22 protein-coding genes and 1 tRNA gene are annotated in these 26,123 nt (G+C 57.7%); 15 read left to right on the top strand and 8 right to left on the bottom strand.

Annotated features, from left to right (window positions below; all coding sequences use genetic code 11):
• The first annotated feature begins 2 nt into the window (after positions 1–2).
• Genes MOQ06_RS12520 through sfmF form a run of 3 tightly spaced genes read left to right on the top strand, consistent with a single transcriptional unit; the run spans position 3 to position 4,092 of the window.
• Positions 3–2,561: a fimbrial biogenesis usher protein gene (locus MOQ06_RS12520; RefSeq protein ID WP_242173339.1), complete on the top strand. Its 2,559-nt coding sequence runs from the start codon at positions 3–5 to the stop codon at positions 2,559–2,561.
• Positions 2,554–3,561, top strand: a complete 1,008-nt coding sequence (fimH, locus tag MOQ06_RS12515; RefSeq protein ID WP_242173337.1) for a type 1 fimbria D-mannose specific adhesin FimH — start codon at positions 2,554–2,556, stop codon at positions 3,559–3,561. Before MOQ06_RS12520 ends, fimH begins: the two co-directional genes overlap by 8 nt.
• Before the next feature lie 9 nt (positions 3,562–3,570).
• Positions 3,571–4,092 carry a fimbria assembly protein gene (gene sfmF / locus MOQ06_RS12510; protein WP_242173334.1) on the top strand — a complete coding sequence of 174 codons (522 nt, stop codon included), beginning with the start codon at positions 3,571–3,573 and terminating at the stop codon, positions 4,090–4,092.
• A 50-nt stretch (positions 4,093–4,142) separates the two neighbouring features.
• Here sfmF and fimZ read toward each other — a convergent pair whose 3' ends face one another.
• The 3 genes from fimZ to MOQ06_RS12495 all read right to left on the bottom strand — a co-directional run bounded on the left by fimZ (position 4,143) and on the right by MOQ06_RS12495 (position 6,987).
• Positions 4,143–4,775 (bottom strand): fimbria biosynthesis transcriptional regulator FimZ, encoded by a 633-nt coding sequence (gene fimZ / locus MOQ06_RS12505; RefSeq protein WP_148419380.1) that lies wholly within the window; start codon positions 4,773–4,775, stop codon positions 4,143–4,145.
• A gap of 808 nt (positions 4,776–5,583) precedes the next feature.
• Complete coding sequence (locus tag MOQ06_RS12500; RefSeq protein WP_148419379.1) at positions 5,584–6,300, bottom strand: response regulator transcription factor; 717 nt, start codon at positions 6,298–6,300, stop codon at positions 5,584–5,586.
• A gap of 24 nt (positions 6,301–6,324) precedes the next feature.
• Complete coding sequence (locus MOQ06_RS12495) at positions 6,325–6,987, bottom strand: EAL domain-containing protein (RefSeq protein ID WP_242174430.1); 663 nt, start codon at positions 6,985–6,987, stop codon at positions 6,325–6,327.
• 302 nt (positions 6,988–7,289) lie between these two features.
• Between MOQ06_RS12495 and MOQ06_RS12490 the strand changes: the two genes are divergently transcribed.
• The 9 genes from MOQ06_RS12490 (at position 7,290) to MOQ06_RS12450 (ending at position 18,577) form a co-directional block, all read left to right on the top strand.
• Positions 7,290–7,366 (top strand) — tRNA-Arg (locus MOQ06_RS12490).
• 236 nt (positions 7,367–7,602) lie between these two features.
• Positions 7,603–7,878, top strand: a complete 276-nt coding sequence (gene yahO / locus MOQ06_RS12485) for a DUF1471 family periplasmic protein YahO (RefSeq protein ID WP_148419378.1) — start codon at positions 7,603–7,605, stop codon at positions 7,876–7,878.
• A 213-nt stretch (positions 7,879–8,091) separates the two neighbouring features.
• The gene (locus MOQ06_RS12480; protein ID WP_242173331.1) at positions 8,092–10,275 is read left to right on the top strand and encodes a TonB-dependent siderophore receptor; all 2,184 of its coding nucleotides are present in this window, start codon (positions 8,092–8,094) and stop codon (positions 10,273–10,275) included.
• A 126-nt stretch (positions 10,276–10,401) separates the two neighbouring features.
• A complete protein-coding gene (locus tag MOQ06_RS12475) occupies positions 10,402–12,375 on the top strand; it encodes a PhoX family phosphatase (protein ID WP_242173329.1) in 1,974 nt (657 codons plus the stop codon).
• Between the two features lie 102 nt (positions 12,376–12,477).
• Positions 12,478–13,863 (top strand): phenylalanine transporter, encoded by a 1,386-nt coding sequence (gene pheP / locus MOQ06_RS12470; protein WP_242173327.1) that lies wholly within the window; start codon positions 12,478–12,480, stop codon positions 13,861–13,863.
• A gap of 255 nt (positions 13,864–14,118) precedes the next feature.
• On the top strand, positions 14,119–15,354 hold the full coding sequence (locus tag MOQ06_RS12465; RefSeq protein ID WP_176610989.1) for an MFS transporter: 1,236 nt from the start codon (positions 14,119–14,121) through the stop codon (positions 15,352–15,354).
• Between the two features lie 15 nt (positions 15,355–15,369).
• The gene (locus tag MOQ06_RS12460) at positions 15,370–16,395 is read left to right on the top strand and encodes a sugar phosphate isomerase/epimerase family protein (protein ID WP_242173325.1); all 1,026 of its coding nucleotides are present in this window, start codon (positions 15,370–15,372) and stop codon (positions 16,393–16,395) included.
• A complete protein-coding gene (locus MOQ06_RS12455) occupies positions 16,388–17,530 on the top strand; it encodes a Gfo/Idh/MocA family oxidoreductase (protein WP_242174429.1) in 1,143 nt (380 codons plus the stop codon). Before MOQ06_RS12460 ends, MOQ06_RS12455 begins: the two co-directional genes overlap by 8 nt.
• Positions 17,531–17,605: 75 nt before the next feature.
• A complete protein-coding gene (locus MOQ06_RS12450; protein ID WP_242173323.1) occupies positions 17,606–18,577 on the top strand; it encodes a LacI family DNA-binding transcriptional regulator in 972 nt (323 codons plus the stop codon).
• Here MOQ06_RS12450 and MOQ06_RS12445 read toward each other — a convergent pair whose 3' ends face one another.
• Together MOQ06_RS12445 and MOQ06_RS12440 are read right to left on the bottom strand one after the other, a co-directional pair.
• Positions 18,578–19,822 (bottom strand): mechanosensitive ion channel family protein, encoded by a 1,245-nt coding sequence (locus tag MOQ06_RS12445; RefSeq protein ID WP_242173321.1) that lies wholly within the window; start codon positions 19,820–19,822, stop codon positions 18,578–18,580. It lies immediately after the preceding gene.
• Between the two features lie 65 nt (positions 19,823–19,887).
• Entirely contained in the window at positions 19,888–21,324 is a 1,437-nt protein-coding gene (locus tag MOQ06_RS12440; RefSeq protein WP_242173319.1) for an MFS transporter, read from the bottom strand.
• Between the two features lie 107 nt (positions 21,325–21,431).
• On the opposite strand from MOQ06_RS12440, the gene MOQ06_RS12435 reads away from it, so the two are divergent.
• A complete protein-coding gene (locus MOQ06_RS12435; RefSeq protein WP_242173317.1) occupies positions 21,432–22,301 on the top strand; it encodes a helix-turn-helix transcriptional regulator in 870 nt (289 codons plus the stop codon).
• 152 nt (positions 22,302–22,453) lie between these two features.
• On the top strand, positions 22,454–23,056 hold the full coding sequence (locus MOQ06_RS12430; protein WP_242173316.1) for a hypothetical protein: 603 nt from the start codon (positions 22,454–22,456) through the stop codon (positions 23,054–23,056).
• A gap of 27 nt (positions 23,057–23,083) precedes the next feature.
• On the opposite strand, the gene nfsB is transcribed toward MOQ06_RS12430, so the two are convergent.
• The 3 genes from nfsB to MOQ06_RS12415 all read right to left on the bottom strand — a co-directional run bounded on the left by nfsB (position 23,084) and on the right by MOQ06_RS12415 (position 24,806).
• Positions 23,084–23,737 carry an oxygen-insensitive NAD(P)H nitroreductase gene (nfsB, locus tag MOQ06_RS12425; RefSeq protein WP_193355957.1) on the bottom strand — a complete coding sequence of 218 codons (654 nt, stop codon included), beginning with the start codon at positions 23,735–23,737 and terminating at the stop codon, positions 23,084–23,086.
• Positions 23,738–23,857: 120 nt separating this feature from the next.
• A complete protein-coding gene (locus MOQ06_RS12420) occupies positions 23,858–24,226 on the bottom strand; it encodes an MmcQ/YjbR family DNA-binding protein (protein ID WP_242173313.1) in 369 nt (122 codons plus the stop codon).
• Positions 24,216–24,806, bottom strand: a complete 591-nt coding sequence (locus MOQ06_RS12415; protein ID WP_242173310.1) for a TetR/AcrR family transcriptional regulator — start codon at positions 24,804–24,806, stop codon at positions 24,216–24,218. Before MOQ06_RS12415 ends, MOQ06_RS12420 begins: the two co-directional genes overlap by 11 nt.
• 191 nt (positions 24,807–24,997) lie before the next feature.
• On the opposite strand from MOQ06_RS12415, the gene MOQ06_RS12410 reads away from it, so the two are divergent.
• Positions 24,998–26,101, top strand: coding sequence for an MBL fold metallo-hydrolase (locus tag MOQ06_RS12410; protein WP_193355959.1), 1,104 nt, complete (start codon positions 24,998–25,000; stop codon positions 26,099–26,101).
• Positions 26,102–26,123: the final 22 nt, after the last annotated feature.

Below are 26,123 nucleotides of genomic sequence, written 5' to 3'. Positions count from 1 at the left end.
CGATGAACACTCAATGGCGTTACTGCCCGGTTGCACTGGCACTGATGGCAACGCTCTGGCCGCATGCCGGCTGGGGCGAAAGCTACTTTAACCCGGCGTTTCTCTCCGATGACGCGGCGAGCGTGGCGGATTTGTCGCGCTTTGAAAAGGGCCACCAGCAGGCTCCGGGCGTCTATCGCGTCGATATCTGGCGTAACGATGAGTTTATCGGCACCCAGGACGTGCGCTTTGAGCAAGCCGACAACACGCCGCCGGTTGCGGGCGGCCTGGCGCCCTGTATTACGCGCGCGATGCTCGACCGCTTTGGCGTCAATATCGCCGCCTTCCCGGAGCTGAGCAACGTGCAGGGCGACACCTGCGTGCCGCTTGCCACGGCTATTCCCGGCAGCGAAACGGCGTTCAACTTCGCGTCGCAGCGTTTGAACGTCAGCCTGCCGCAGGTGGCGATGCAAAACAGCGCCCGGGGCTACATCCCGCCCGAGCAGTGGGATGAAGGCATTCCTGCCGCGCTGGTAAACTACAGCTTTACCGGCAACCGCGGCAGCGACGACGACAGCTATTATCTGAACCTGCAAAGCGGGTTGAACTACGGTGCGTGGCGATTACGCAACAACGGCGCGTGGCGCTACACCGAAAGCAACGGCCAGCGGCACAGCAGCTGGCAAAATATCGGCACCTGGGCGCAGCGCACGGTCATTCCGCTGAAAAGCGAGCTGGTGCTCGGCGACAGCAACACCGGTAACGACGTCTTCGACAGCGTCGGTTTTCGCGGCGGGCGACTCTACTCGTCCGACAGCATGTACCCGGACAGCCTTCAGGGCTACGCGCCTACCGTGCGCGGGATCGCCCGCACCCCCGCCAAGGTCGTCATCCGCCAGAACGGATACGTTATCTACCAGAGCTACGTGCAGCCGGGGGCTTTTGCCATTACCGATCTTAACCCGACCTCCTCAAGCGGTGACCTGGAGGTGACGGTAGAAGAGAAGGACGGCAGCCAGCAGCGCTACACCGTCCCGTACTCCACCGTTCCGCTGCTCCAGCGTGAAGGACGCTGGAAGTACGATCTGGTGGCGGGGGACTATCGCAGCGGTAACAGCGAGCAGGACACCCCGTTCTTCGCCCAGGGAACAATGATTGCGGGTCTTGCCGACGGCTACACGCTGTACGGCGGGACGCAGCTGGCCTCGCGTTATACGGCGATTGCCATTGGTGCCGGGAAAAACCTCGGTGACTGGGGCGCGGTCTCGCTCGATCTTACCCACGCCCGCAGCCAGCTGGCAGACGACAGCCGCCATGAAGGGCAGTCCCTGCGTTTCCTGTACGCCAAATCCCTTAACGGATTTGGCACCAACTTCCAGCTGCTGGGGTACCGCTACTCCACCAAAGGTTTCTATACCCTCGACGACGTGGCCTGGCGCTCTATGGAAGGCTATCAGTATGGCGACGATCGGGATGATGACGGCGTGCCGGACGTCCAGAGCTACCATAACCTGACGCTGAATAAAAAAGGTCGTTTCCAGCTCAACATTTCTCAGTCGCTCGGGGATTACGGCTCGGTTTACGTGTCAGGCAGCCAGCAAAGCTACTGGGGCACCAGCGAGTCAAACGTCTGGTACCAGCTCGGCTATGCGGGCGGGGTGAAGGGGGTCAACTACTCCCTGTCGTGGTCGTGGAACAAGGCCGTCGGGATTGACGGAACCGACCGTATTGCCTCGTTCAATGTCTCGGTACCGTTCAGCCTGTTCACCCGTCACGGCTACCGCCGCGATAGCGCGATCGACCGGGCCTATGCCACCGCCTCCGCCAGCCGTAGCAGCGACGGCGATACCAGTTGGCAGACCGGCGTGAGCGGCACCCTGCTCGACGATCGTAACCTGAACTACAGCGTCACGCAGGGCCACACCAGCAACAACGGCGCAAGCGGCAGCGCCAGCGCCAGCTGGCAGGCAACGTACGGCACGCTGGGCGCGGGCTACAACTACTCCCGCGACCGTCACGATTTCAACTGGCAGCTTTCCGGCGGCGTGGTGGGGCACGCAGACGGCGTGACGTTCAGCCAGCCGCTGGGGGATACCAACGTGCTGATCAAAGCGCCGGGCGCCTCAGGGGTAAGCGTCGAAAACCAGACCGGGGTCAAAACGGACTGGCGTGGCTATGCGGTGATGCCGTACGCCACGGTGTACCGCTACAACCGCGTGGCGCTCGACACCAACACCATGAGCAACAATACCGACATTGAAAATAACGTCTCCAGCGTCGTGCCGACGAACGGGGCGCTGGTGCGCGCCAGCTTCGATACCCGCATCGGCGTGCGCGCGCTGCTCACCGTGAAGCGCGATAACCAGCCCGTGCCGTTTGGCGCCGTGGTGCGTGAGACGCAAAGCGGCGTAACCAGCATGGTGGGAGATGACGGGCAGATTTACCTGAGCGGGCTGCCGCTGGAAGGGGAACTGCTGATTCAGTGGGGCGACGGGAAGCAGTCCCAGTGCCGTGCGCCCTACAGCTTGCCGGAACAGAGCCTGCAACAGGCGATCACACTTAAGGGGATCCGCTGTGATTAAAATCCGTTATCTGGGGTTATCCCTTCTGGCGTTAATGCCCGTGACTAACGCCTTCGCCACCGTCTGCGTCAATGAAAAAGGCGTGCCAACCGAGGTGCATTACGACCTGACGGACAAATTCAATAGCTCCAATAACCAGGTGGGGCAGGTCGTCACGCTTAGCGAGAAATCTCAGTGGGTAGGCGTCAACGCCGTCTGCCCCAAGGGAACGTCAGGGAACACCACCAAGCGCAGCTACGTTACCGATTACCCGATCACCAGCACCAGCGACGGCTACCAGTATCTGAAGCTTAACGACTATCTGGACGGGGCCATGAAAATTACCGACAGCTACGCTGGCGTCTTTTACCCCCCAAAAAAATATATTCAGATGGGTAGCCACCCAAATGTTTCCAAAAACAGACCGTTTGGCGTACAGGATTCCAGCCTCGTATTCCGTCTGAAGGTCACCCGGCGCTTTATCAATATGGTGGTTATTCCGCATGCGACCATGTTCCGGGTCTACGTCACGACGACGGCATCGGATCCGCTCACCACGCCGGTTTATACCATCAGCTACAGCGGCATTATTCAGGTGCCGCAGAGCTGTGAAATTAATGCCGGGAACGTGGTGGAGTTCGATTTTGGCGATATTGGCGCGTCCCTGTTCAGCAAGGCGGGCATCGGGAACAAGCCGGAGGGGGTCTCGGCGCAGAGCAAAACCATCGCCATCAAATGCACCAACGTTGAGGCGAACGCCATGCTCACGATGCGCGTCGAAGCGGAGAAGGTGTCAGGGAGTACGCTGGTCTCCGATAACGCGGACGTGGGATTTGTGATAGCCAATGAAAACGGCGTACCGCTGACGCCAAACAACCTGACCAGCAAAATCCCGTTCCGCCTGGACGACAGCGCTCAGGCAAAGGTGGGGATCCGCGCGTGGCCCGTCAGCGTCACGGGTAAAAAACCGGCCGAGGGACGCTTCACCTCTCGCGGCTATTTGCGCGTTGATTACGACTAAGGAGCAGGTATGCGAAACGAGATGCGGTATATCTCTCTGGCGCTCCTGACGCTTTGCGCACAGGCGCAGGCAGAGACGGCGCTTGGGGAAATTAACATTCAGCTCTACGGCAATATAGTGGATTTTACCTGCGTGGCGGAGGGGGACGACAGCAATAAAACCGTCACGCTCGGCACCTGGCCGACGAAACAGCTCAACACCACGGGCAGCCGAACGCAGCCCGTGCCGTTCACCCTTAAGCTAACCGGCTGTCCGCCCGGGGCGGCGTCGGTAACGTTTACGGGTAAGGTTGACGGGCGCGACAGCAGCCTGCTCGCGTTAAATGATGCCAGTGCGGCCAGCAACGTTGCGGTGGAGATCCGTGACAGGGATAAGACGCGCCTCACGATGCAGAAGGCCAGCCAGCCGGTAGCGATCGATGCGCAGGGAAATGCTGAGCTGTCGTTTTATGCCAATTATATCGCCACGGCAGATAACCCGCAGCCGGGCCGCGCCGACGCGGATGCAACCTTTATGATTAATTATAATTAATCACGTTAGCTCTCCCTGTAACGGTTATTCGCTGCAGGGAGAGGATCCGGTTAGAGTAATTCGTGCGCTTTCGCGTAATCAATTAATTCAACGATACTTTGCACACCCAGCTTGGAATAGATATTAGACTTATGGGCACTAATTGTTTTGTTGCTAAGTAATAATTGATCCGCAATCTCCTTATTTGATAATCCGTTCGCCAGGTATCGCAGCACCGTGACTTCACGGTTCGATAATGGCATATCCGCAGCGGCGCCTGTCCGGGAGCCCAGATGATTTATAAAGCTCAACGTTTCTGACGGGAAAAAAGAATAGCCCATCAGGATCATTTCCACCGCGTTATAAATTTCTCCTAAATCTTTTCGCTTGCTGACAAAACCGTTGGCCCCGGCGCGAATGGCGCGGCCGGCATAGAAGGCTTCCGATTTTGAAGAGAGGAAAAGCACTTTAATATCTTTGTTTAAGTTCCTGATTCTTTTGAGTAAAACGAACCCGTCCGTGCCTGTCATTTCAATATCAAGAATGACCAGGTCGATAGGGTGGTTACGTATACAGTCAAGCACTTCGTGGCTGTCGCCTGACTTCAGCTTTACCTGGATATTTTTATTTTTCTGTAGCAGGACTTCTATCGACATTCTGACGATAGGATGTTCGTCCATAATGATAACGGATGCCGGTTTCATTTTTTATGCCTCAGATTGTTAAAAGCGTTATGCTGAGTTTTGTAAAAACTCTCGAAAAGCCGGAAGGATAATTGCGCAGATCCTTCTACGGTAAATGTCCCGGTGAAGAGCGAAAGCATCCTTGTTTACGTAGTGTGATATCAATGCCTCAGCGCAGTTATCTCATAAGGCTGGTCAGGGCAAAATGATTTTTCTTATTCGTGCGTCAAACACGTCTTATTATACCGCTTAAGTATTGTCCGAAAAGCCTGTAAATTAATATCGCTGTATTGCTGATTATTATCTTCTGGATCTGAAACGCTAATTTTTTAAAATTAGCAAAATTATCCTGATATTGCATTTACCACACGCTTTCGTCTTTATGTAATAACAAAAAATAAACGATCTTCCTGTGTGTTGCAAAAATGTTAACAGAAATGGCGCTTTGATAGCCTCCTCCTCGGACGTTTAACACCCTTTAGTGCCGCCGTCCCGCGTGCTTTTTCTCCCTTTTTTAGACCCGATCCCGGCTGGACGCCTGAGGAACCTCAGCAGCAGGATCTGCTGTTCCCTGACCGTCACATGGGCTTCTTTTACAGCTGAATCGATTGTTTTTACACCATTATCATCCTGTTAACGCAAGCGCCAAATCCTTAACGCATGGATTAAAGCGCTGGCGTTTTTTATAAATGCAGCATTTCACATGGTTCAAACGGAGAAATTAGGAATAGTTATAAAATCGAAACTTATGTTAAAAATAACATAAATTTAACATATATCCTAAGTAAATTCCTAAAGCCCTTTAGGAATTATAGGGTTACTGAATACGTTAATACGTGAAATCTGATAAGTTGTTGAGAAGATGTAGCAACTCGTGCCGATGATTCAGCCCCAGTTTCGCCAGAATGCAGCTGAGACGGTAAATAATGCGGCTGTAGGGGCGGTTTTGTAACTGTGCGATCTGCCGCAGGGAATTTCCCCGCGACAGCGCCTGCAGGATGGGCCACTCCTCACGCGAAAACCACTCTTTCCGCTGGCCGGGAGGCGCAGGCGTTTCGAGAAGCACTTGCTGCATGGCGGGGGCCGTAAGCTGCCGTTCAAGCACGTGGAAAGGGCCGGCCGCTTTGCAAAACAGGCGTGTGTCGTAGTCGTCAGCGCGGATAAGCAGGTAGGGCGTCAGGTAGGGCGGGAACAGGCTGTGGCGTCTTAATCGGTCCAGCAGATCGATTAGCGGAGAGGCGCGGCTCTCTATGTCGACCACCAGACGTGAAGAAGGCCAGTGATTTAAATCGCTGAGGGCGGCTTCCAGCGTGGGATAGTCACAGCAGTTGCTGAGGGGCGACTGTCCGCTCAGAAAACCGGAACGGAAAAAATTATCCTGCGTGACCAGAATGATAAAGGGAGCATCGGTTTTGCGGGTCTGGTTGATTGACTGGCTCAAATATTCGAGACGATCAAAAAATGGGAGAGCAAAAGGCGAGTGCGTAAAACCCAGTGAATCACTTCCTGTCCGACGCCGCCGGTAACGGCGTACTGTCATTCGCATAGCTTCCCTCTTGGCGATGACCGTTCAGTCCTCCTGCCATCTCCAGGATGGCCAATAATATCCCTGACCGAAGCGCGCGCCAGCCTGAAGCGCGCACGCACGATCCTTTTCCGTTTCAATGCCTTCGATAAGCACATCCGCAGCGATTTTCGAACAAAGAGTGACCAACTCCGTCAGCGCCGGCGTTGTACGTAAACGCCAGAAAGCGATTTTATCGATTTTTATCCCGCTTAACGGTAGACGGCAGGGTAAAAATGCGCGACCCGACGCCTCGTCAATATCGTCCAGCCAGATCCGGTGCCCCCGCGCGGTCAGCTGCTCAAGCGCACAAACCACCCTCAGACGCGTCGTTTCTGAGAGCGAAAAGAACGAGGCTGGCTCTGTGAGCTCAATGTTCAGCGGCGGGCTGTTAAGTTCCAGTAAACGCTGGAACATTTCCGGGATGATCAGAACTGTTATCGGCAAATTTATGAAAAGGTTGTCACAGGGAAAGGGGTTTTTTAACGCGGCGATCTGCGCTTCCAGCAGCATAAGCGCGCGGGCTGCGGACCAGTTGTGGAAAAATCCTTCACTTTGCTGATGCCCTGACAGCACGCTGAGCACTTCGGCCCCCACGGTGCGTGAAGAGGAGAGGGCGACAATGGGTTCAAGCTTGATGCCGGTAATGTCGCGTGAGATGTGCTGCACGCACGAGGGGAAGCATGTCTGATTTGGCGCCGTCACTCCGTCGTCCTGTTTTATTCCGGCCTCCTGGCGGCCGGGATACCGCAGGACAGTGTGAAGGCGAAGCAAACAGGAAAACAGCAGGCGTTACTTAAAAGCGGCTAAGCCTTTTCGCAGCAGGAGAAAGGGGGTAAATGTTGAAAAAACAGCCGTATTTACAATCAGCTAGTTATTATCGGCAGAGAAGACGGAAAAGGCATTGACTCACTACGCATTGACCGTATAATTCCAGGCGTTTCATCACCGCGAAGTACACTCTTCTCCGTGCGCCCTTAGCTCAGTTGGATAGAGCAACGGCCTTCTAAGCCGTAGGTCGTAGGTTCGAATCCTACAGGGCGTGCCATTAAATTTCATAGCATTTCGCCTGCTTTACTCCCTCCTCATTTCTCCTAAGGGACATATTTGGGACACCCAACCCGAAAATCGAGTTACCGCGCATTTTTGACAGCACAATTGTCTGTTATAACAGTATTTTCCTTAGGCTATGGCAATTCTGCCGTTCCTCTACCATGCTCATACTACCTCGCTCTGAATGGCGGGGCTTTTCGTAATTGCTGCTTAATCTCAAGGAAAAATGTTATGAAAAAAACGACTGCTGTTTTGCTGGGAACCGCGTTTCTGTTCACCACTAACGCTTTTGCCGCTGAACTGATGACAAAAAATGACTTCGAAAAAGTAGAATCACAGTATGAAAAAATTGGCACGGTGAATACGTCTAATGAAGTCTCGGTTGATGACGCGAAAAAAGAGCTGATCGAGAAAGCCGATAAAGAAGGCGCAGACGTGCTGGTGCTGACTTCCGGTAACACGAACAACAAAATTCACGGCACCGCAGATATTTACAAGAAGAAATAATAACTTAGCAATCACCCCGCGCGCGGGGTGGTTGCGCGTCACGTTTACCCGTCTTCCCGGCCCCTCTCAACGCTTAAACTTTTTTCTCATCCAGAAATGCGCAGCGACGCTTGATAACGCATAGATAATACGTATAGTTCTCATTTGCATTTCATCCATTAAATTCTAAGGCCCGACGACGGGCCATTTTTGCGCGCACTTTAAGAGCTCACTATGAACAACACCACAATGCACAAAACGCTGCTGGCGCTTGCCGTTGGCGCGGTGACACACTCCGCTTTCGCGGCGGATGAGAAAAAAGAGGAGACCATTGTTGTTCAGTCGTCTCCGGCCAGTGAATTTACGCCCGGCGGCGACCAGCTGGTACCCGCCTTCCTCGACGGTCAGGTAGCCAACGGCGGCCGCATGGGGATGCTCGGTCAGCAGAACGCCATGGACGTGCCGTTCAGCATCATCAGCTACACCTCGAAGCTGGTGGAGGATCAGCAGGCAAAAACCATTGCTGACGTGGTCGCTAACGACGCGGGCGTGCAGTTCGTTCAGGGGTATGGCAACAGCGCCGAAACCTTCCGCATCCGCGGCCTGAAGTTTGACGGCGATGACATGACCTTTGGCGGCCTGTCCGGCGTGCTGCCGCGTCAGGTGGTGGATGCCCAGATGGTCGACCGCATCGAGATCTTCAAAGGGGCAAACTCCCTGATGAACGGCGCGGCAAGCTCCGGCGTGGGCGGAATGATTAACCTTGAGCCAAAACACGCGGGCGACACCCCGCAGGCGAAAGTGGGCGTGGACTACACCTCGGATTCCCAGATTGGCACCACGCTGGATGCGGGCCGCCGCTTTGGCGATAACGACCATTTTGGCGCGCGGGTGAACCTTGTGCATCGTGAAGGCGAAACCGGCGTGCCGAACGACCGCCGCCGCACCACGCTGCTTTCTACCGGTCTGGATTACAACGGCGACCGTTTCCGCACCTCCCTGGATCTGGGCTATCAGAAAAAAACCTTCCACGGCAGCCCGACCAGCGTCAACATCTCGGCGGTGGACTTCGTGCCTGAACCACCGAAGAACGATCGCAATTTCTCGCAGAAGTGGGCCTACAGCGATATCGAAAACGAGTTCGGGATGTGGCGCAGCGAGTATGACATCACCGATAGCTGGACGGCCTATACCGGCCTCGGCGCGCAGCACGCGCACGAAGAGGGGATCTACAGCGCGCCGAAGCTGATGGATAAAAGCGGTAATGCGGTGGTCAGCCGTCTTGATACCAACCGTATCAGCGATTCCGTCAGCGGCATGGCGGGCATTCGCGGTAACTTCACTACCGGCTTCGTATCGCACAAGGTTAACGTGGGGTACTCCGCGATGACCAAAAACGAAAAAATCGCCTGGAAAATGTCGGCGACGGCGGATAACCCGACCACCAACATTTACCACAACACCGGCGTCGCGATGCCGGACAGCTCTAACTTCAACGGCTCAGGCGGCAAATACAGCGATCCGCTGACCAGCGGGCGCACCCGCACGCAGGGCTGGCTGTTGAGCGATACCCTGGGCGTGCTGGACGACAGGCTGCTGTTTACCGCAGGCGCACGCCATCAGAAAGTGGTGATTCGCGGGTACAACAAAATTACCGGTGCGGAAAACGACGCGGACGGTTTTGACGGCAGCCGCTGGATGCCAACCTATGGCGTGGTTTATAAACCGTGGGAGGAAATCTCGCTCTACGCCAACCATACCGAAGCGTTACAGCCCGGTGAAACCGCGCCTCGCTCAGCGAACAACTACGGCCAGAGCACCGGTATCGTTCACTCTAAGCAGAATGAAGTGGGCGTAAAGGCGGACTTTGGCCGCGTGGGCGGCTCCCTGGCGCTGTTTGAGATCAAAATGCCGTCGGCGATCCTCGACGACAGCGGCCACTACGGCCTGGACGCTGAACAGCGTAACCGTGGCGTGGAGCTGAACGTCTTCGGCGAACCAACGCTCGGGATGCGTCTGAACGCCAGCGCCACCTGGCTGCAGGCCGAGCTGACCAAAACCAAAAACGGCGTGAACCAGGGGAACGACGCGATCGGTATCCCGAACTTCTACGCCGTGCTGGGCGCAGAGTACGACATTAAGCCGATTGAGGGCCTGACCGCTACCGCGCGCGTTAACCACTCCGGCGCGCAGTATGCCGACCTCGCGAACACCAAAAAGCTGGACAGCTACACCACGCTGGATCTGGGCATGCGCTATCGCTTCGCGGTGAACCACAATGAAAACCAGATGACGGTGCGCGCGGGCATCGACAACGTGACCAACGAAAACTACTGGTCAAGCGTGGACGATTCCGGCACCTACATCACTCAGGGCGAACCGCGTACCTTTAAGGTCTCGGTGGGCTACGAGTTCTAAGCGTTCCACCTCGTTATCCGGGGCAGGGATGCCCCCATCCTTCCGTATCGTGTTATAAAATTGTAATAAAAGCTTCTTACACTGGTCGCCAACTCCTTACCTCTTGGCCAATGACAGGAAGCCGCTATGGGCAGACCCCTCAAATCCGTATTTAAAAAAGAACATCAAGACGATATCGCTAACCGCAGCGCTAACCCGGTATTCTCCGAGGTGGCGGAGGTGTTCCTCTCCCGCCGCCGTTTTCTCCAGATGGGCGCCGTTGCGGGTGCCGCCGTATCATTCCCGTTTCTGATCAAACCTGAGAACGCCATTGCCGCGGTTTCAAAACCGTCCGCGCTGGCAAAAGCGGTTTCCCTTGGATTCACCAGTATCGCTGTCTCAACGGAAGACACGGTCAGGGTGCCGGAAGGCTATATTGCCCGCCCGTTCTATCGCTGGGGTGACCCGACGGGCATCAAAAACAGCATGCCGGCGTTTAGGCCGGACGCCAGCAACACCACGGACGAACAGGCCGTGCAGGCGGGCATGCACCACGACGGGATGGCGTGGTTCAGCCTGCCGCAGGGGGAGCAAAGCCCGGAGCATGGCCTGCTGGCGATGAACCATGAATACATCGACAACGGGATGCTGTTTACCGACGGTACGGCGAACTGGAGCCTCGACAAGGCCCGCAAGGGGCAGAACGCGATGGGCGTGTCGGTGGTGGAGGTGAAAAAAGCGGGCAGCGAATGGCAGGTGGTTCGTCCGTCTTCGTTCGCGCGCCGTATTACCGTCAATACGCCAATGCAGCTTACCGGCCCGGCGCGGCATCAGGACCTAATGAAAACCGCCGCCGACCCGCAGGGGGAGCGCGTGCTGGGCACCATGCAAAACTGCGCCAACGGCCATACGCCGTGGGGCACCTATCTCACCTGCGAGGAGAACTGGTCGGACATTTTTGTGAAAAAAGCCGACCTCAACCCGCTGGAAAAACGATACGGCATCAGCGACAGCGATGAATCGTACCGCTGGAACGAGGTGGATGACCGCTTCAGCGTCGATAAAACCCCTAACGAGCCCAACCGTTTCGGCTGGGTGGTAGAGATTGATCCCTACGACCCAACCTCCACGCCGCGCAAGCACACCGCGCTCGGTCGCTTCAAGCATGAGGGCGCTGCCGTCACGCTCGCCGCCGATAACCGCGTGGTGGTCTACATGGGGGACGATCAGAAGTTTGAGTACATCTATAAATTCGTCTCGGACAAAAAATACGATCCCGCGAACCGTGAAGCCAATATGAACCTGCTGACGTCCGGCACGCTGTACGTTGCCCGGTTCAACGAGGAGGGGAGCGGCGACTGGCTGCCGCTGATCTTCGGGCAAAATGGGCTGGATAAAAGCAACGGTTTCGAAAACCAGGGCGATCTGCTGATCAAAACCCGCCTCGCGGCCGACGTGGTGGGGGCGACGAAAATGGATCGCCCCGAATGGATAGCGGTCGATCCGCACACCAGCGGCAGCGTCTACTGTACGCTCACCAACAACAGCGATCGCGGTAAAGAGGGCAAGGCGCCGGTCGATGCCGCCAACCCGCGCGCCAACAACGTGTTTGGTCATATTATGCACTGGCACGAAGAGGGAGCAGACCCTGCCGCTGCCCGATTTAAGTGGGATATTCTGGTCATGGCAGGACGCACCGACGGCGACGATCCTAAGTCTAAAGGCTCCATGCAGGGCGCGGCGTTCGGCAGCCCGGATGGGCTGTCGTTCGATCACCAGGGCGTCCTGTGGATCCAGACCGACGTCTCCTCCAGCACCATCAATAAGAAAGCGTACGAGGGGATGGGCAATAACCAGATGGTGGCAACCATTCCGGGCACCAATGAGTATCGCCGCTTCCTGACCGGCCCGCGCGGGTGCGAAATCACCGGCATTGCGTTTACGCCGGACAACCGCACGCTGTTTATTAACATTCAGCATCCGGGAGAGGGCGGGGATGATATTACCGATCCGGCCAATCCGCGCGCCGTCTCTAACTGGCCTGACGCCAGCCCGAACGGCCGGCCGCGATCGTCAACGGTGGTGATTACCAAAGCGGACGGCGGGATCATCGGGTCGTGACGTTTATCCGCCGGGCGCATGCGGTGGCCCGGCGTTAGGCTTGCTACCACCAGCATGAAGTGTTAAAACGTGCCCCTTCTAAAAAAGAGACAGGGGTAGGGCGTGAAAGACGCGTCATCCGCTTCAGGCCGTGGTAGCGCTGAAGCCTCGTCGGATCAGAGTCCGACGCTGCAACGTGGTTTGCAAAATCGACATATTCAGTTAATTGCCCTTGGCGGCGCGATCGGTACCGGGCTGTTTCTCGGTATCGGCCCCGCCATTCAGATGGCCGGTCCGGCGGTTCTGCTGGGTTATGCTATCGCGGGGATTATCGCCTTCCTGATCATGCGCCAGCTCGGCGAGATGGTCGTTGAAGAGCCGGTGTCAGGCTCCTTCGCACACTTTGCCTATAAATACTGGGGCCCGTTCGCAGGTTTCCTTTCCGGCTGGAACTACTGGGTAATGTTTGTGCTGGTGGGAATGGCCGAGCTGACCGCCGCAGGCATCTATATGCAGTACTGGCTGCCGGACGTGCCGACGTGGATTTGGGCCGCGGCCTTCTTCATCATTATTAACGCCGTTAACCTCGTAAACGTGCGCCTGTACGGCGAAACCGAGTTCTGGTTCGCGCTGATCAAGGTGCTGGCGATTATCGGCATGATCGGCTTCGGCCTGTGGCTGCTGTTCTCCGGCCACGGCGGCGAGCGGGCGACCATCGATAACCTGTGGCAGCACGGCGGCTTCCTGGCGACCGGCTGGAAGGGGCTGATCCTCTCGCTGGCGGTGATCATGTTCTCCTTCGGCGGGCTGGAGCTGATTGGCATCACCGCGGCTGAAGCGCGCGACCCGCACAAAAGCATACCTAAAGCGGTCAACCAGGTGGTTTACCGTATTCTGCTGTTCTATATCGGCTCGCTGGTCGTTCTGCTGGCGCTTTATCCGTGGGTGGAGGTGAAATCCGACAGCAGCCCGTTCGTGATGATTTTCCACGATCTGAACAGCAACGTGGTGGCGTCGGCGCTGAACTTCGTTATCCTGGTGGCGTCGCTGTCGGTGTATAACAGCGGGGTGTACTCCAACAGCCGCATGCTGTTTGGCCTTTCGGTGCAGGGGAATGCGCCGAAATTCCTCACCCGCGTCAGCCGTCGCGGCGTGCCGGTCAATTCGCTGTTCCTTTCCGGCGCTATCACCTCGCTGGTGGTGCTGATCAACTACCTGCTGCCGAAACAGGCCTTTGGTCTGCTGATGGCGCTGGTTGTCGCCACGCTGCTGCTGAACTGGATCATGATCTGCCTGGCGCACCTGCGCTTTCGCGCCGCCATGCGCCGCAAGGGCCGCGTGACGCAGTTTAAAGCGCTGCTCTATCCGGCGGGGAACTATATCTGTATCGCGTTCCTGGCGCTGATTCTGGTGCTGATGTGCACCATGGATGAGATGCGTCTGTCAGCGATGCTGCTGCCGGTGTGGGTAGCGTTCCTGTTTATCGCGTTTAAGCTCTCTCGAAGGTAAAAGCAAAACGGCAACCTGGTTGCCGTTTTTAATGTTTGCCCCCTCTCCCTGTGGGAGAGGGTCGGGGTGAGGGCACCAGACCGCACCCCGGCCGCACCTGCCTTCACGCCTGCCGGGCCCTGATTGCACCGCTCCACCTTTATCGTGACCCCCCTCCCAAATCTTCGACGATCCGCAGGATCTTTATTTTGTAATCGATTACTTTTTACGTGGGCCGTTTTGTAATCGATTACTTTTTTGAGGGTGGGTCTCATCATGGTGTCAACTGAAAGGGGTGAAAAGGCGATAACGCAACACCGGCTGCTGGTGCCGCGTCTCTCGCTGATGATGTTTCTGCAATTCTTCATCTGGGGTAGCTGGTCGGTCACGCTCGGCCTGGTAATGACCCGGCACAATATGTCGTTGCTGATTGGCGATGCGTTCTCCGCCGGGCCAATCGCCTCCATTCTTTCGCCGTTCGTGCTCGGGATGCTGGTGGATCGCTTCTTCGCCTCGCAGAAGGTCATGGCGGTGATGCACCTGGCGGGCGCGGCAATCCTGTGGTTCGTGCCGGGAGCGCTGATTGCCGAAAACGGCGCCCTGCTGATTGGCCTGCTGTTTGGCTACACGCTCTGCTACATGCCGACGCTGGCGCTGACCAACAATATCGCCTTTCACAGCCTGGCGAACGTGGATAAAACCTTCCCGGTGGTGCGCGTGTTTGGCACCATCGGCTGGATCGTGGCGGGCATTTTTATCGGCGTCACCGGCGTGGCGTCCAGCGTCACCATCTTCCAGGTGGCGGCGGCAAGCTCCGTGCTGCTGGCTCTCTACAGCCTGACGCTGCCGCACACGCCGGCTCCGGCGAAAGGCCTGCCGGTCAGGGTGCGGGATCTCTTCTGCGCGGATGCCTTCGCGCTGCTCAAAACCCGCCACTTTTTCGTCTTCTCCGTGTGCGCGATGCTGATCTCCGTCCCGCTGGGAACCTACTACGCCTATACCGCCTCGTATCTGGCGGATGCGGGTATTGCCGACGTCAGCACCGCCATGTCCTTCGGGCAGATGTCCGAAATCTTCTTCATGCTGGTTATCCCGCTGCTGTTCCGCCGCCTGGGCGTGAAGGTGATGCTGCTGATTGGCATGCTGGCGTGGTTCGTGCGTTATGCCATGTTCGCGCTGGGCGTCAGCGAGGAGGGGCGCATCCTGCTCTATCTCGGCATTCTGCTGCACGGCGTCTGCTACGATTTCTTCTTTGTCGTCGGCTTTATCTATACCGACCGGGTCGCCGGTGAAAAGGTTAAAGGTCAGGCCCAGAGCATGATCGTAATGTTTACCTACGGCATCGGCATGCTGCTCGGCTCGCAGATTTCCGGCGCGCTCTATAACCGCCTGGTGGCCGGGCAGGCCGTGCCGCAGGCGTGGGTGACATTCTGGTGGATCCCGGCGGTGGCTGCCGCGGCGATCGCGCTGATTTTCCTTCTCACGTTTAGGTATGACGATGACAAGGCGTAACGTTCTGGGGGTGGTATGAAAACGATTAAGGGACCGGGTATTTTTCTGTCGCAGTTTATTGGTGAGAAAGCGCCGTTCAACACGCTCGACGGGCTGGCCGAATGGGCCGCGGCGAAGGGCTACAGGGCGGTGCAGATCCCCTGCAATCATCCGCACATTTTTGATGTCGAGAAAGCCGCAGAGAGCCAGGCCTACTGCGATGAAATCACCGCCAGGCTGGCCGCTCACGGGCTGGTCATCAGCGAGCTGTCGACCCATCTGGAGGGGCAGCTCGTGGCGGTGAACCCGGTTTACAGCGACGCGTTTGACCACTTCGCCCCCGCGTCCGTGCGCGGTGACGATGCGGCGCGCCGGGCGTGGGCAACGGAAAAGCTGATGCAGGCGGCGGTGGCGTCCGCCCGGCTAGGCCTGAAGGCCCATGCCACCTTCTCCGGCTCGCTGGCGTGGCCGTTTTTCTACCCCTGGCCGCCGCATAACGAGCAGCGTTTTCAGGAAGCGTTTCAGGAACTGGCTAACCGCTGGCGGCCGATTCTGGACGCCTTCGACGAGCATGGCGTTGACGTCTGCTTTGAGCTGCATCCGGGGGAAGATCTGCACGACGGCGTGACCTTCGAGCGTTTTCTTGCCCTGGTGGATAACCATCCGCGCTGCAACATCCTCTACGATCCGAGCCATATGCTGTTGCAGCAGATGGATTATCTGACCTTCGTCGACATCTACCATAAGCGTATTAAAGCGTTTCACGTTAAGGACGCCGAGTTTCGCCCCAGCGGGCGCAGCGGCGCTTACGGCGGCTATCAGCCGTGGATCGGCCGCGCCGGGCGCTTCCGGTCGCTCGGCGACGGGCAGATCGACTTTCGGGGCATCTTCAGCAAGCTGACCCAGTACGACTACGACGGCTGGGCGGTGCTGGAGTGGGAGTGCTGCCTGAAGGACGGCGATACCGGCGCGAGGGAGGGCAGCGAGTTTATCCGCCGCCACATTATTCCCGTTTCCGGACGCGCGTTTGATGATTTTGCCGCAGGGGGCAACGATGATTAACGTCGGCATTATCGGCAGCGGGTTTATCGGCCCGGCGCATATCGAGGCGCTCAGGCGCCTCGGGTTTGTGCAGGTGGTGGCGCTCTGCGACGGATCGTTTGCCCGGGCGCAGGAGAAAGCGCGCCAGCTTAACGTGCCGCACGCCTGCGGCAGCGTGGAGGAGCTGCTCGCGTACCCCGATCTGCACGTGGTGCACAACTGCACGCCGAACCACCTGCACGCGGAGATCAACCGCAAGATCCTGCGCGCGGGTAAGCACGTATTTTCCGAAAAACCGCTGTGCATGACCCCGGAAGAGGCGCGCGAGCTGGTGGCCCTGGCGGAGCAGGCGGGCGTGGTGCACGGCGTGAGCTTCGTCTATCGCCAGTTTGCGATGGTGCGCCAGGCGGCGAGCATGATGCGCGCGGGCAGCGTCGGGCGGCTGTTTGCCTCGCACGGCAGCTATTTGCAGGACTGGATGCTGCTGGAAACCGACTACAACTGGCGGGTGGATGCCGCGCTCGGCGGCGCCTCGCGGGCGGTGGCGGATATCGGCTCCCACTGGTGCGATACGGTGCAGTTCGTGACCGGCAGGCGCATTACGCAGGTAATGGCCGACTTATCCATCGTCTGGCCGACGCGTAAGGCCAGCGTGGGGGGAAACCAGACCTTCTCCCACGACGAGCAGGCGGAGTATGAAGACAAACCGGTTACCACCGAAGATTTTGGTTCGGTGCTGTTCCGCTTTGACGACGGCAGCAAGGGCAGCTTTAGCGTCTCGCAGGTGAGCGCCGGGCGGAAAAACCGCCTGACGTTTGAGGTAAACGGCAGCGAGCGGTCCGTTGCGTGGGATCAGGAAATCCCCCAGCGGCTGTGGATCGGCCATCGCGCGCAGGCCAACCAGGCGCTGAGCGACGATCCGGGGCTGATGAACCGCGATGTGGCCGACAGCGCCCACTTCCCCGGCGGGCACATTGAAGGCTGGCCGGATGCCTTCAAAAATATGATGGCGCAGTTCTACCGGGCGGTACAGGCGGGTGCGATGCCGGAGGCGCCGCAGTTCGCAACCTTCCATGACGGCGCAAACGTGATGTATATCATTGATGCCATTGTGAAAAGCCATCAGCAGCAGCGCTGGGTGTGCGTTGAACAATGACGCGTTGCCCGGTTCGCCGGGCAACAAATTTATGATAGCCTGCACAAAACGCTAACCGCAGGATGTATCGTCGCTATGTCAATTCAGAAAATCGCTCAGCTGGCCGGGGTATCCGTGGCGACGGTCTCCCGCGTGCTGAATAACAGCGATACGGTGAAGGCGAAAAACCGCGAGCGCGTTATGCAGGCGATCAGGGAGAGTAACTACCAGCCCAATCTGCTGGCGCGTCAGCTGCGCACCGCCCGCAGCTATATGATCCTGGTGATGGTCTCGAACATTGCCAACCCGTTCTGCGCCGAGGTGGTTAAGGGGATCGAAGCCGAGGCGGAGAAGAACGGCTACCGGATCCTGCTCTGCAACTCCGGCTCGGATATTGAGCGATCCCGCTCGGGCCTGAGCCTGCTGTCCGGCAAAATCGTCGACGGCATTATCACCATGGACGCCTTCTCGAAGCTGCCTGAACTGGCGGCCCTCATCGGCAGCGCGCCGTGGGTGCAGTGCGCGGAATACGCGGATGCAGGGGCAGTTTCCTGCGTGGGGATTAACGACGTCGATGCCTCCCAGCACGTCGTGAGCCAGCTTGCCGACGGCGGGCGCAAACGTATTGCCCTGATCAACCACGACCTCAGCTATAAGTATGCGCGCCTGCGCGAGCGCGGCTATAAAAGCGTCATTCACCTGCGGGATCTCGACTATCAGGCGGTGGAGTACGCCAGCGAGCTCAGCTCCGGCGCGGGCATGGCGGCAATGCAAAATCTGCTGAAGGAAAATCCACCGGATGCGGTATTTGCCGTTTCCGATACGCTGGCGGCGGGCGCGCTGCGCGCCATTCAGCAGGCAGGTCTGCGGGTGCCCGAGGATATCGCAGTTGTTGGTTTTGACGGCACCGAGCTGGCGGAGATGATTTCACTCACCACCATCGAGCAGCCCTCGCGGGATATCGGGCGCAAGGCGGTCAATCTGCTCTTAAATAAGATCGACAACCCGGATGCGCCCACGGAAAGGGTGATGATGGGCTGGCGCTTTATTTCCCGCGCCAGCGCCTGATTATTTAGCGATGACCCCCGCCAGGGAGCGAATATCGTTCCCGGTTGGCGACTGGTGAATGCGCAGGCCAAATTCATCCACCACCGCGAATATATGGTCGAAAATGTCGGCCTGAATATCTTCATATTCCGCCCAGATGACCGTGTTGGTGAAGGCATATATTTCAATCGGCAGGCCGTTGGCATCCGGCGCCAGCTGGCGCACCATCAGCGTCATATCTTTGCGAATGCGCGGATGGTTACGCAGATATTCGTTCAGGTAGGCGCGGAAGGTGCCGATATTAGTCATCTTGCGCAGGTTTAATACCGATTCCCCTTCGCCGTTCTGCTGATTCCACAGGTTAATTTCCTCATGGCGCGCGGCCAGATAGGGCTTCAGCAGCTTCGCCTGAATCAGCTTCTGCTGCTCCTGCTCGTCGAGGAAGTGAATGCTGGTGGTGTCGATATTCAGGCTGCGCTTGATGCGGCGGCCGCCGGAGGCGGACATGCCGCTCCAGTTGATGAACGCGTCCGAGACCAGCGCCCACGTCGGGATGGTGGTGATGGTGTTATCGAAGTTGCGCACCTTCACGGTGGTCAGGCCGATGTCCGTCACCGTGCCGTTGGCGCCGTATTTCGGCATCTCCAGCCAGTCGCCAAGCTTGAGCATGTCGTTGGCGGAAAGCTGTATCCCGGCAACCAGACCGAGAATCGGATCCTTAAAGACCAGCATCAGAACGGCTGCCATGGCGCCCAGGCCGCTTATCAGAATGGCGGGAGACTGGCCGATCAGCAGGGAGATAATTAAGATCCCCACCAGAATGGCGCTCACCAGCTTGACGCCCTGGAATATCCCCTTCAGCGGCAGCTGTGACGCGGTGGCCATTTTCTGCGACAGGTTAAAAATCACGTCCAGCAGCGAGAAGAAGGAGAGCAGGGCATATACCATCACCCACAGCTTCGCGCAGGTGGTGAGCATTTCCGCCGCTTCGCTGCCTTTTTGCAGCCACAGAACCGCCTGAACGTTGACGATTATCCCCTGAAGGGTAAACGCCAGACGGTGAAATAGCTTGTTCTGGGTAATGATCTGCAGCCATAAATGGCTGCTGGCCCGCGCGCGTTTCTCGAAGGCGCGAAGCACCACTTTGTGCAGAATAAAATGAACGATAAGGGCAGTAAGAAAAATAATACCAAAGATAATCACTAAAGAGGTGGTGTGATTAATTTCAATCCCTAACTCTTCAACCTGAGCAATTAATTCCTGCATAACGTCTCCTGTATTGATGCAGCCCCATAATGGCGGCTGCGGATCTATTATGCAAATTCGACGGCTTATTTGGCCGCCTGGCAGGCCTTCACTGCCGGCAGGCGCAGGCGATGGCGCATGCACAGCGTCGCCAGCGCCAGGATCGCCATCAGGCCGGTCTCCACCATAAGGAAGACGTTAATGGCCTGGGTATAATCGCCGTGATGATTATGCAGCCCGTGCAGCAAAATCGCGCCGAAAATGGCCGGGCCAAGCCCCAGCGCGGCCTGCTGCAGCGTGCTTAAAATCGCGCTCGCGGCCCCCGCGTCGTCAGGCTGGATATCGCGCATCCCGATGCGGTAGAAGCTGTTCACGATCAGCGCCTGCCCGTAACCCACCAGCCCGGTGGCGGGAGCCAGCGTCAACGCGGTATTTTGCATTCCCCAGTAGCGGAACGTGGCAATCAGCGCCAGCAGGCCGACTATCTGAACGGCCAGCCCGCTCAGCAGGATGGCGCTGGTGCTGTAGCGGGCAATCAGGCGTGGGGCGAACCAGGCGGAAATAAAATAGGTCACCCCCAGCGCGATAAAGCTGTTCCCGGACTGCCACGGCGCCATCTCCAGGCCGCTCTGCATGGTCAGCGCCATGCAGAACATAAACCCGGACCAGACGCTGAAAAAAAGCATCGCAATTAATACGCCAAAACGAATGCTGGGAAGCTGAAGCAGGCGCGGCGGGATCAGCGGATGTGCATCATCACGCTCTTTTTTACGCGCGTTCAGCACCATCAGGTATCCCAGCGGGATAATCGCTGTCAGCGCGGCCTTCAGCGGCCACGACCAGTGCTGCTGCGGGCCGAGCGCCATCGGGAACAGCAGGCAGCAGAGAATAAGCGCCAGCAGGACGGTGCCGGTCCAGTCGATGCGCGACGGCGTTTCGCGACGGGTTTCCGGCACGTAGCGACGGCTCAGCGCCAGCACCGCCAGGCAAATCGGCACGTTTATAAAGAAGGCGTTGCGCCAGCCCAGCCCGGCGATATCCGCCGACACCAGCCAGCCGCCGCCCATCTGGCCGACGATAAACGCAATCCCGCCGATGCCGCCGAAGAGGCTGATGGCTTTGGCATGCGCGGTGCCTTTGAGCGTCACGTGCAGCGTGGCCAGAATTTGCGGCATTATCAGCGCCGCGCCTGCGCCCTGAACGATTCGCGCGGCCAGCAGCTGCTCAATGTTGCCCGCCATGCCGCACAGCAGCGAGGCCAGGCCAAAGCTCGCCACGCCCCACATAAACAGGCGACGGCGGCCAAGGTTATCCCCCAGCCTGCTGCCGGGTGCCAGACAGACGGCAAAGGCCACCCCGTAAAGCGCGACAATCAGCTCCAGCTCGGTGGCGGTGGCGTGTAAGGAGCGCGTGATGGCGTCCAGCGCGACGTTCGTTATCGAGGTATCAATCAGCGGCAGCATCTGGCCGGTTAACAGCAATATCAGGCCTGCGCGACCCGGTGAAACAACTGACGTATTCATGGTGACTCCATTGCGTCAAACAGCGTAGAGTCGTAGCATCAACCATCTGATAAACGGGTACCAGTTCTTGCTTATACTGGTATTGCCACTACCATGCAGGAGTATTTATGGCGCTGATGTCTGAACCCGTCGTCTCTCTCCAGGATGACACCCGCAAGCAGCTGGGCGCTTTTCTGCGCGCCCGGCGCGAGAGCCTCGATCCCCAGCGCCTCGGCCTGCCGCGCAGCGGACGCCGCCGCACGCCGGGGCTGCGCCGTGAGGAGGTGGCGATGCTCGCTGACGTCGGCGTGACCTGGTACACCTGGCTGGAGCAGGGCCGGGACGTCAACCCGTCGAGCGCGGTGATGGCCGCCGTGGCGAAAGCGCTGCAATGTACCCCGACCGAGGCCCGACATCTTTTCGTGCTGGCGGGTTTGCCGCCGGGCGAGGCCCCGCAGGCGGTCTGCTGTGAAGGGATTGGCGAAGGCACGCGCCGCCTGCTCGATACCCTGATGCCGAAGCCTGCCAGCATCCAGAAACCGAATTTCGATATCGTGGCGTGGAATGCGAGCTTCGGGCACCTGATGGGCGTTGATTTCAATGACATTCCCCCGGAAGACCGCAACTGTATTTACCTGTTCCTCACCCATCCGGCGTGGCGCGCGCGGCTCGGCAAGCGCGACGACGTGCTGCCGGTTTTTGTCTCCTACTTCCGCGCGGCGATGGCCGAGCACCGTGGCGACCCGCTCTGGGAAACGAAGCTGGCGCGCTTCTTTGCGGTGTCTGAGGAGTTTAAAGCCCTGTGGCACCAGCGCAACGACGTGCGCGGCGTGGAGAACCAGCTCAAGCTGTTTACCCATCCCGAGCTGGGAGATTTTACGCTGCAGCAGATGTACTGGTACTCCGCGCCGCGAAACGGCTCGCGGCTGCTGGTCTATTTACCGGTGGACGAGGCGGGGGAGAGGGCGATGGCGTGGCTGGAGGCGCGGGCGAAATAATTTTTTGCGAGACGCTTTCAGGGAAATGACGCGGATTCGGCTAAGCCGATGAGCCTGATGTAAGGTAAGGTTTAAATTAAACCAACCGACTGAATCAACATCATTTCGATGAGGTGTTAAGTCGTCTATACTCACGCGATGAGAAACAACCCATGTCGCCACTGATGATTGATTCCGCTGACTTCAGCCAAAAACTCGGCCTTATCTCCCGAAACGTCGAACATACCGAAGCGTTTCTGGCGCGGGGCACGGTGGATTTTCATCTGCCGGGGTTTTTGCTGCCTGTCGGCTACCGGCTATTAAAATCCCGTTATGGGGATGAATACCGTCTCGTGACTACCGACGACGGTAAGCCGTATACGGCCTATGCCGTCAAGCTTGAGTTTCATAAAGAAATTACCTTTCCCCACGGTGCTGCTACGCAGGTGATGGTGTGGCGTACGCCACGCGCCGTCCACCAACGCGTGATAAGCGGATTACCGCAATTATTTTTCCAGTGGCTGTTAAGCGAATACGACATTGTTGTTTCGGATAGCGAGCAAACGGGAGACGGGCAGCGGTTCTGGCTGCGCATGATCGACTGGGCGTTCACCATGAACTATAGCATTAGCGTAGCAGACGGTACGGTGGGAGAAGAGTGGAGGTTAACGCCCGTGAATTCTTACGCGGAGCTGGAAGAGCGCTGGATTGCCTTTGCCTGGGGTAGCGATCGCGATGTGCATCCGCATCGCAGGCTGGTCATCAGTAAAACGTAACGGGCCGCACGCAGCGGCCCGTCAGAATCAGCACTCCGTCACAATCGTGCTCAGCGGCAGGCGAGACTTCGGCAGCGTGGCGTTGAAATCCTCCACGCTGTGATGCCCAACCGGCACCACCACCAGGCTGGTGAAGCCTTTCTCCTTCAGGCCGAACTCTTCGTCGAGGATTGCGGCATCGAAGCCTTCAATCGGCACCGCGTCCAGGCCCATCGCGGCCACGCCCAGCAGGAAGTTACCGACGTTCAGGTAAACCTGCTTCGCCATCCACTGGTCGTCATCTTTCAGATCGACGCGGTGCATGTCGGCAAAATAGCAGCGGCCTTTATGGTTCGCGGCTTTCGCTTCTGGGGTGTTAAAACGACCGTCGGCCTCTTCCTGATCGACCACGCGCTCAAGCCAGGCGTCGTCCATCGCGGTTTTCGCGCAGAACACCACCACGTGAGAGGCATCCATGATTTTGCGTTCGTTAAACACATAGGTTCCCGCCGCAGATTTTGCCACGCGCGCTTTACCTTCCTCTGTGCTGGCAACAATAAAGTGCCACGGCTGTGAGTTCGTGCTGGAAGGGCTGTACTGCAGCAGCGTTTTGATGTTTTCCGCTTCTTCAGCGGTCAGTTTTTTAGCCGGATCGAACGCCTTGGTAGAGTGGCGTTTCAGGGCGACAGAAATGATATCCATAACAACTCCTGGTATTAACATTCGCCCGCTGGCGGGCGTCAAAGGCATGCAGATTACCGCGCGAAGCGGGAAAAGATAAGTGCGATTCGAGCGCTTAACCTGTTCGTTTCAGACGAACAATCAGGCCGGGCGTAGCCACTTCTGGTCTTTTTTTGGCAGTTTGTCGACGACCAGATTCCACGAGTCCGCAATCAGGTCGGTGACCAGTTCGGGGGTGATGTCGTCGGTGCCGAAAACGGAGATCCAGTGCTTTTTATTCAGATGGTAACCGGGCTCAACGCCGCGGTAGATCTGCTGATTTAACAGTGATTTTTCCGGATCTGATTTGAGGCTGACGTGAGGCCGTCCGCGGACGGTAGCCATCAGCATAAAAATCTTGCCGCCAACCTTAAACACGTCGTACTCGGGGCCAAACGGCCAGCAGTGTTCGGTAAAAGGCATCTCCAGCGCCACGCGTTTTGCGTGCTCCTGCAGGGATTTACCGTCCATCGTTATCTTCCTGGGCAAGCCCGCGCCACATGGCCTCAAAGCCCAGCGCTTTAAAATCAAGGGCACGGGACGGATCGCGGGTGGCAAACTCCATGGTGGTTTCCGCCAGCGATAAGAAAATGGCATCACCAAAGGTGCGGAACTCGTCAGACATAAACACCGGGCGGACCGAACGACGACACAGCTCGTGTAGCTCCGGGAACATGTCTTTCACCGCCTGCTCCGTTTCGGCATTCAGCTTTTCACTGACGCCGATCTGGCGGATGGCCGCATGCGCCACGGGGTTACGAATGCCCCAGTCCACGTAGCTGTTCCAGATGTTACGGGTGTGCTCTTTCGGCAGGGTGATGGTGCGATCGAGATTCGCCAGCATGGTCTGGCAAAGATCCTGCTTCAGGTGCAGGTAGAGGGCATTCAGCAGATCGTCTTTGGTAGCAAAGTAGCGAAACAGCGTACCTTCAGCGACGCCCGCGTTACGGGCGATTAACGCCGTTGAGGCGGCAATACCTGACTGCGCAAATGCAGCGGTTGCTGCTTCCAGTAAGGCCTGTTTTTTATCTTCACTCTTCGGACGTGCCACTAAATTTTTCCTCCCGTCAATTGTAAAAACCCTGATTGAAACACGTGCTTTGCCATGCTGCAACGCGGAATGTCAAAGATCGAAAACCTTCTTGACGACGTAAGCATCCTATCTATAATGAGTGCTTACTCACTCATAATCAAGTGTCACCTGCGCAATCCACCGGACGGGGCGCGTTGGCGGGTCAGGACATGAAAAAGCCTCTATTCATCTGCGTGGTGTTAGTCATGATTATTGCTTCAGCTGCCAGTTTACCGTTTGTTCTGAATGCCGGATTTGGCCAGCCACCGCAGGGTGCGCAGCTTACCGAAGTGGAAGCCTCCCCGCAGTATCGCGACGGGAAATTCCACAACACGCTCCCTACGCCGGGCTTTACCGGGCAACAAAATATGCTGGTGGCGTGGTGGCAGTTCCTGACCCGTAAAACCGAAAACGCCCGTCCCGCGCAGCCGCTGCCGCTGGTGAAAACCGATCTCGCGAGCCTGCCGCCTGAGCAGGACACGCTGGTGTGGCTCGGTCACTCGTCCTGGTATATGCAGCTGGCGGGGCAACGCATCCTGATCGATCCGGTTCTGGGTAACTACGCCGCGCCGTTTTCCTTCCTCAATAAAGCCTTTGCGGGGGAGTATCCGTGGAGCGCGCAGAGCATGCCCGAAATTGACCTGCTGATTATCTCTCACGATCACTACGACCATCTGGATTACGCCACCATCCGGGCGTTACTGCCGAAGGTAAAGCGCGCGGTAACGCCGCTGGGCGTGGGATCGCATCTGCGCTACTGGGGTATGGATCCGGCGATCGTCAGCGAGCGCGACTGGAACCAGTCGGTGCACATTACCGATGACCTGACGGTGCACGTGCTGCCGGCGCGCCACTTCTCCGGGCGCGGCATTAAGCGTGACCAGACCCTGTGGGGCAGCTTTATGTTTGTCACCCCGGCGCAGAAGATCTACTACAGCGGTGACTCGGGCTATGGCCCGCACTTCAAAGCCATCGGCGAGCAGTTCGGCGGGGTGGACCTGGCCATCATGGAAAACGGCCAGTACGACCAGGACTGGAAGTACATCCACATGCATCCGGAAGAAACCGCGCAGGCCTCGGCGGATCTGAATGCCAAAGCGGTCGTGCCTGGGCATAACGGACGTTTCGTGCTGGCGAAGCACACCTGGAACGATCCGCTGATCCAGCTGGCGAGAGCCAGTAAGGATAAAAACTACCGGCTGCTGACGCCGGAGCTGGGCGAGCCCGTTCGGGTGAGTGATACCACGCAAGAATTTCGCGAGTGGTGGGAATAATGTTCAAGCGAGAAGCAGAGGG

It is taken from the genome of Enterobacter sp. I4 (assembly GCF_022669095.1).
In the GTDB taxonomy this organism is placed as follows: Bacteria; Pseudomonadota; Gammaproteobacteria; order Enterobacterales; family Enterobacteriaceae; genus Enterobacter; species Enterobacter pasteurii.
This window is presented reverse-complemented; position numbering and strand designations above follow the sequence as displayed.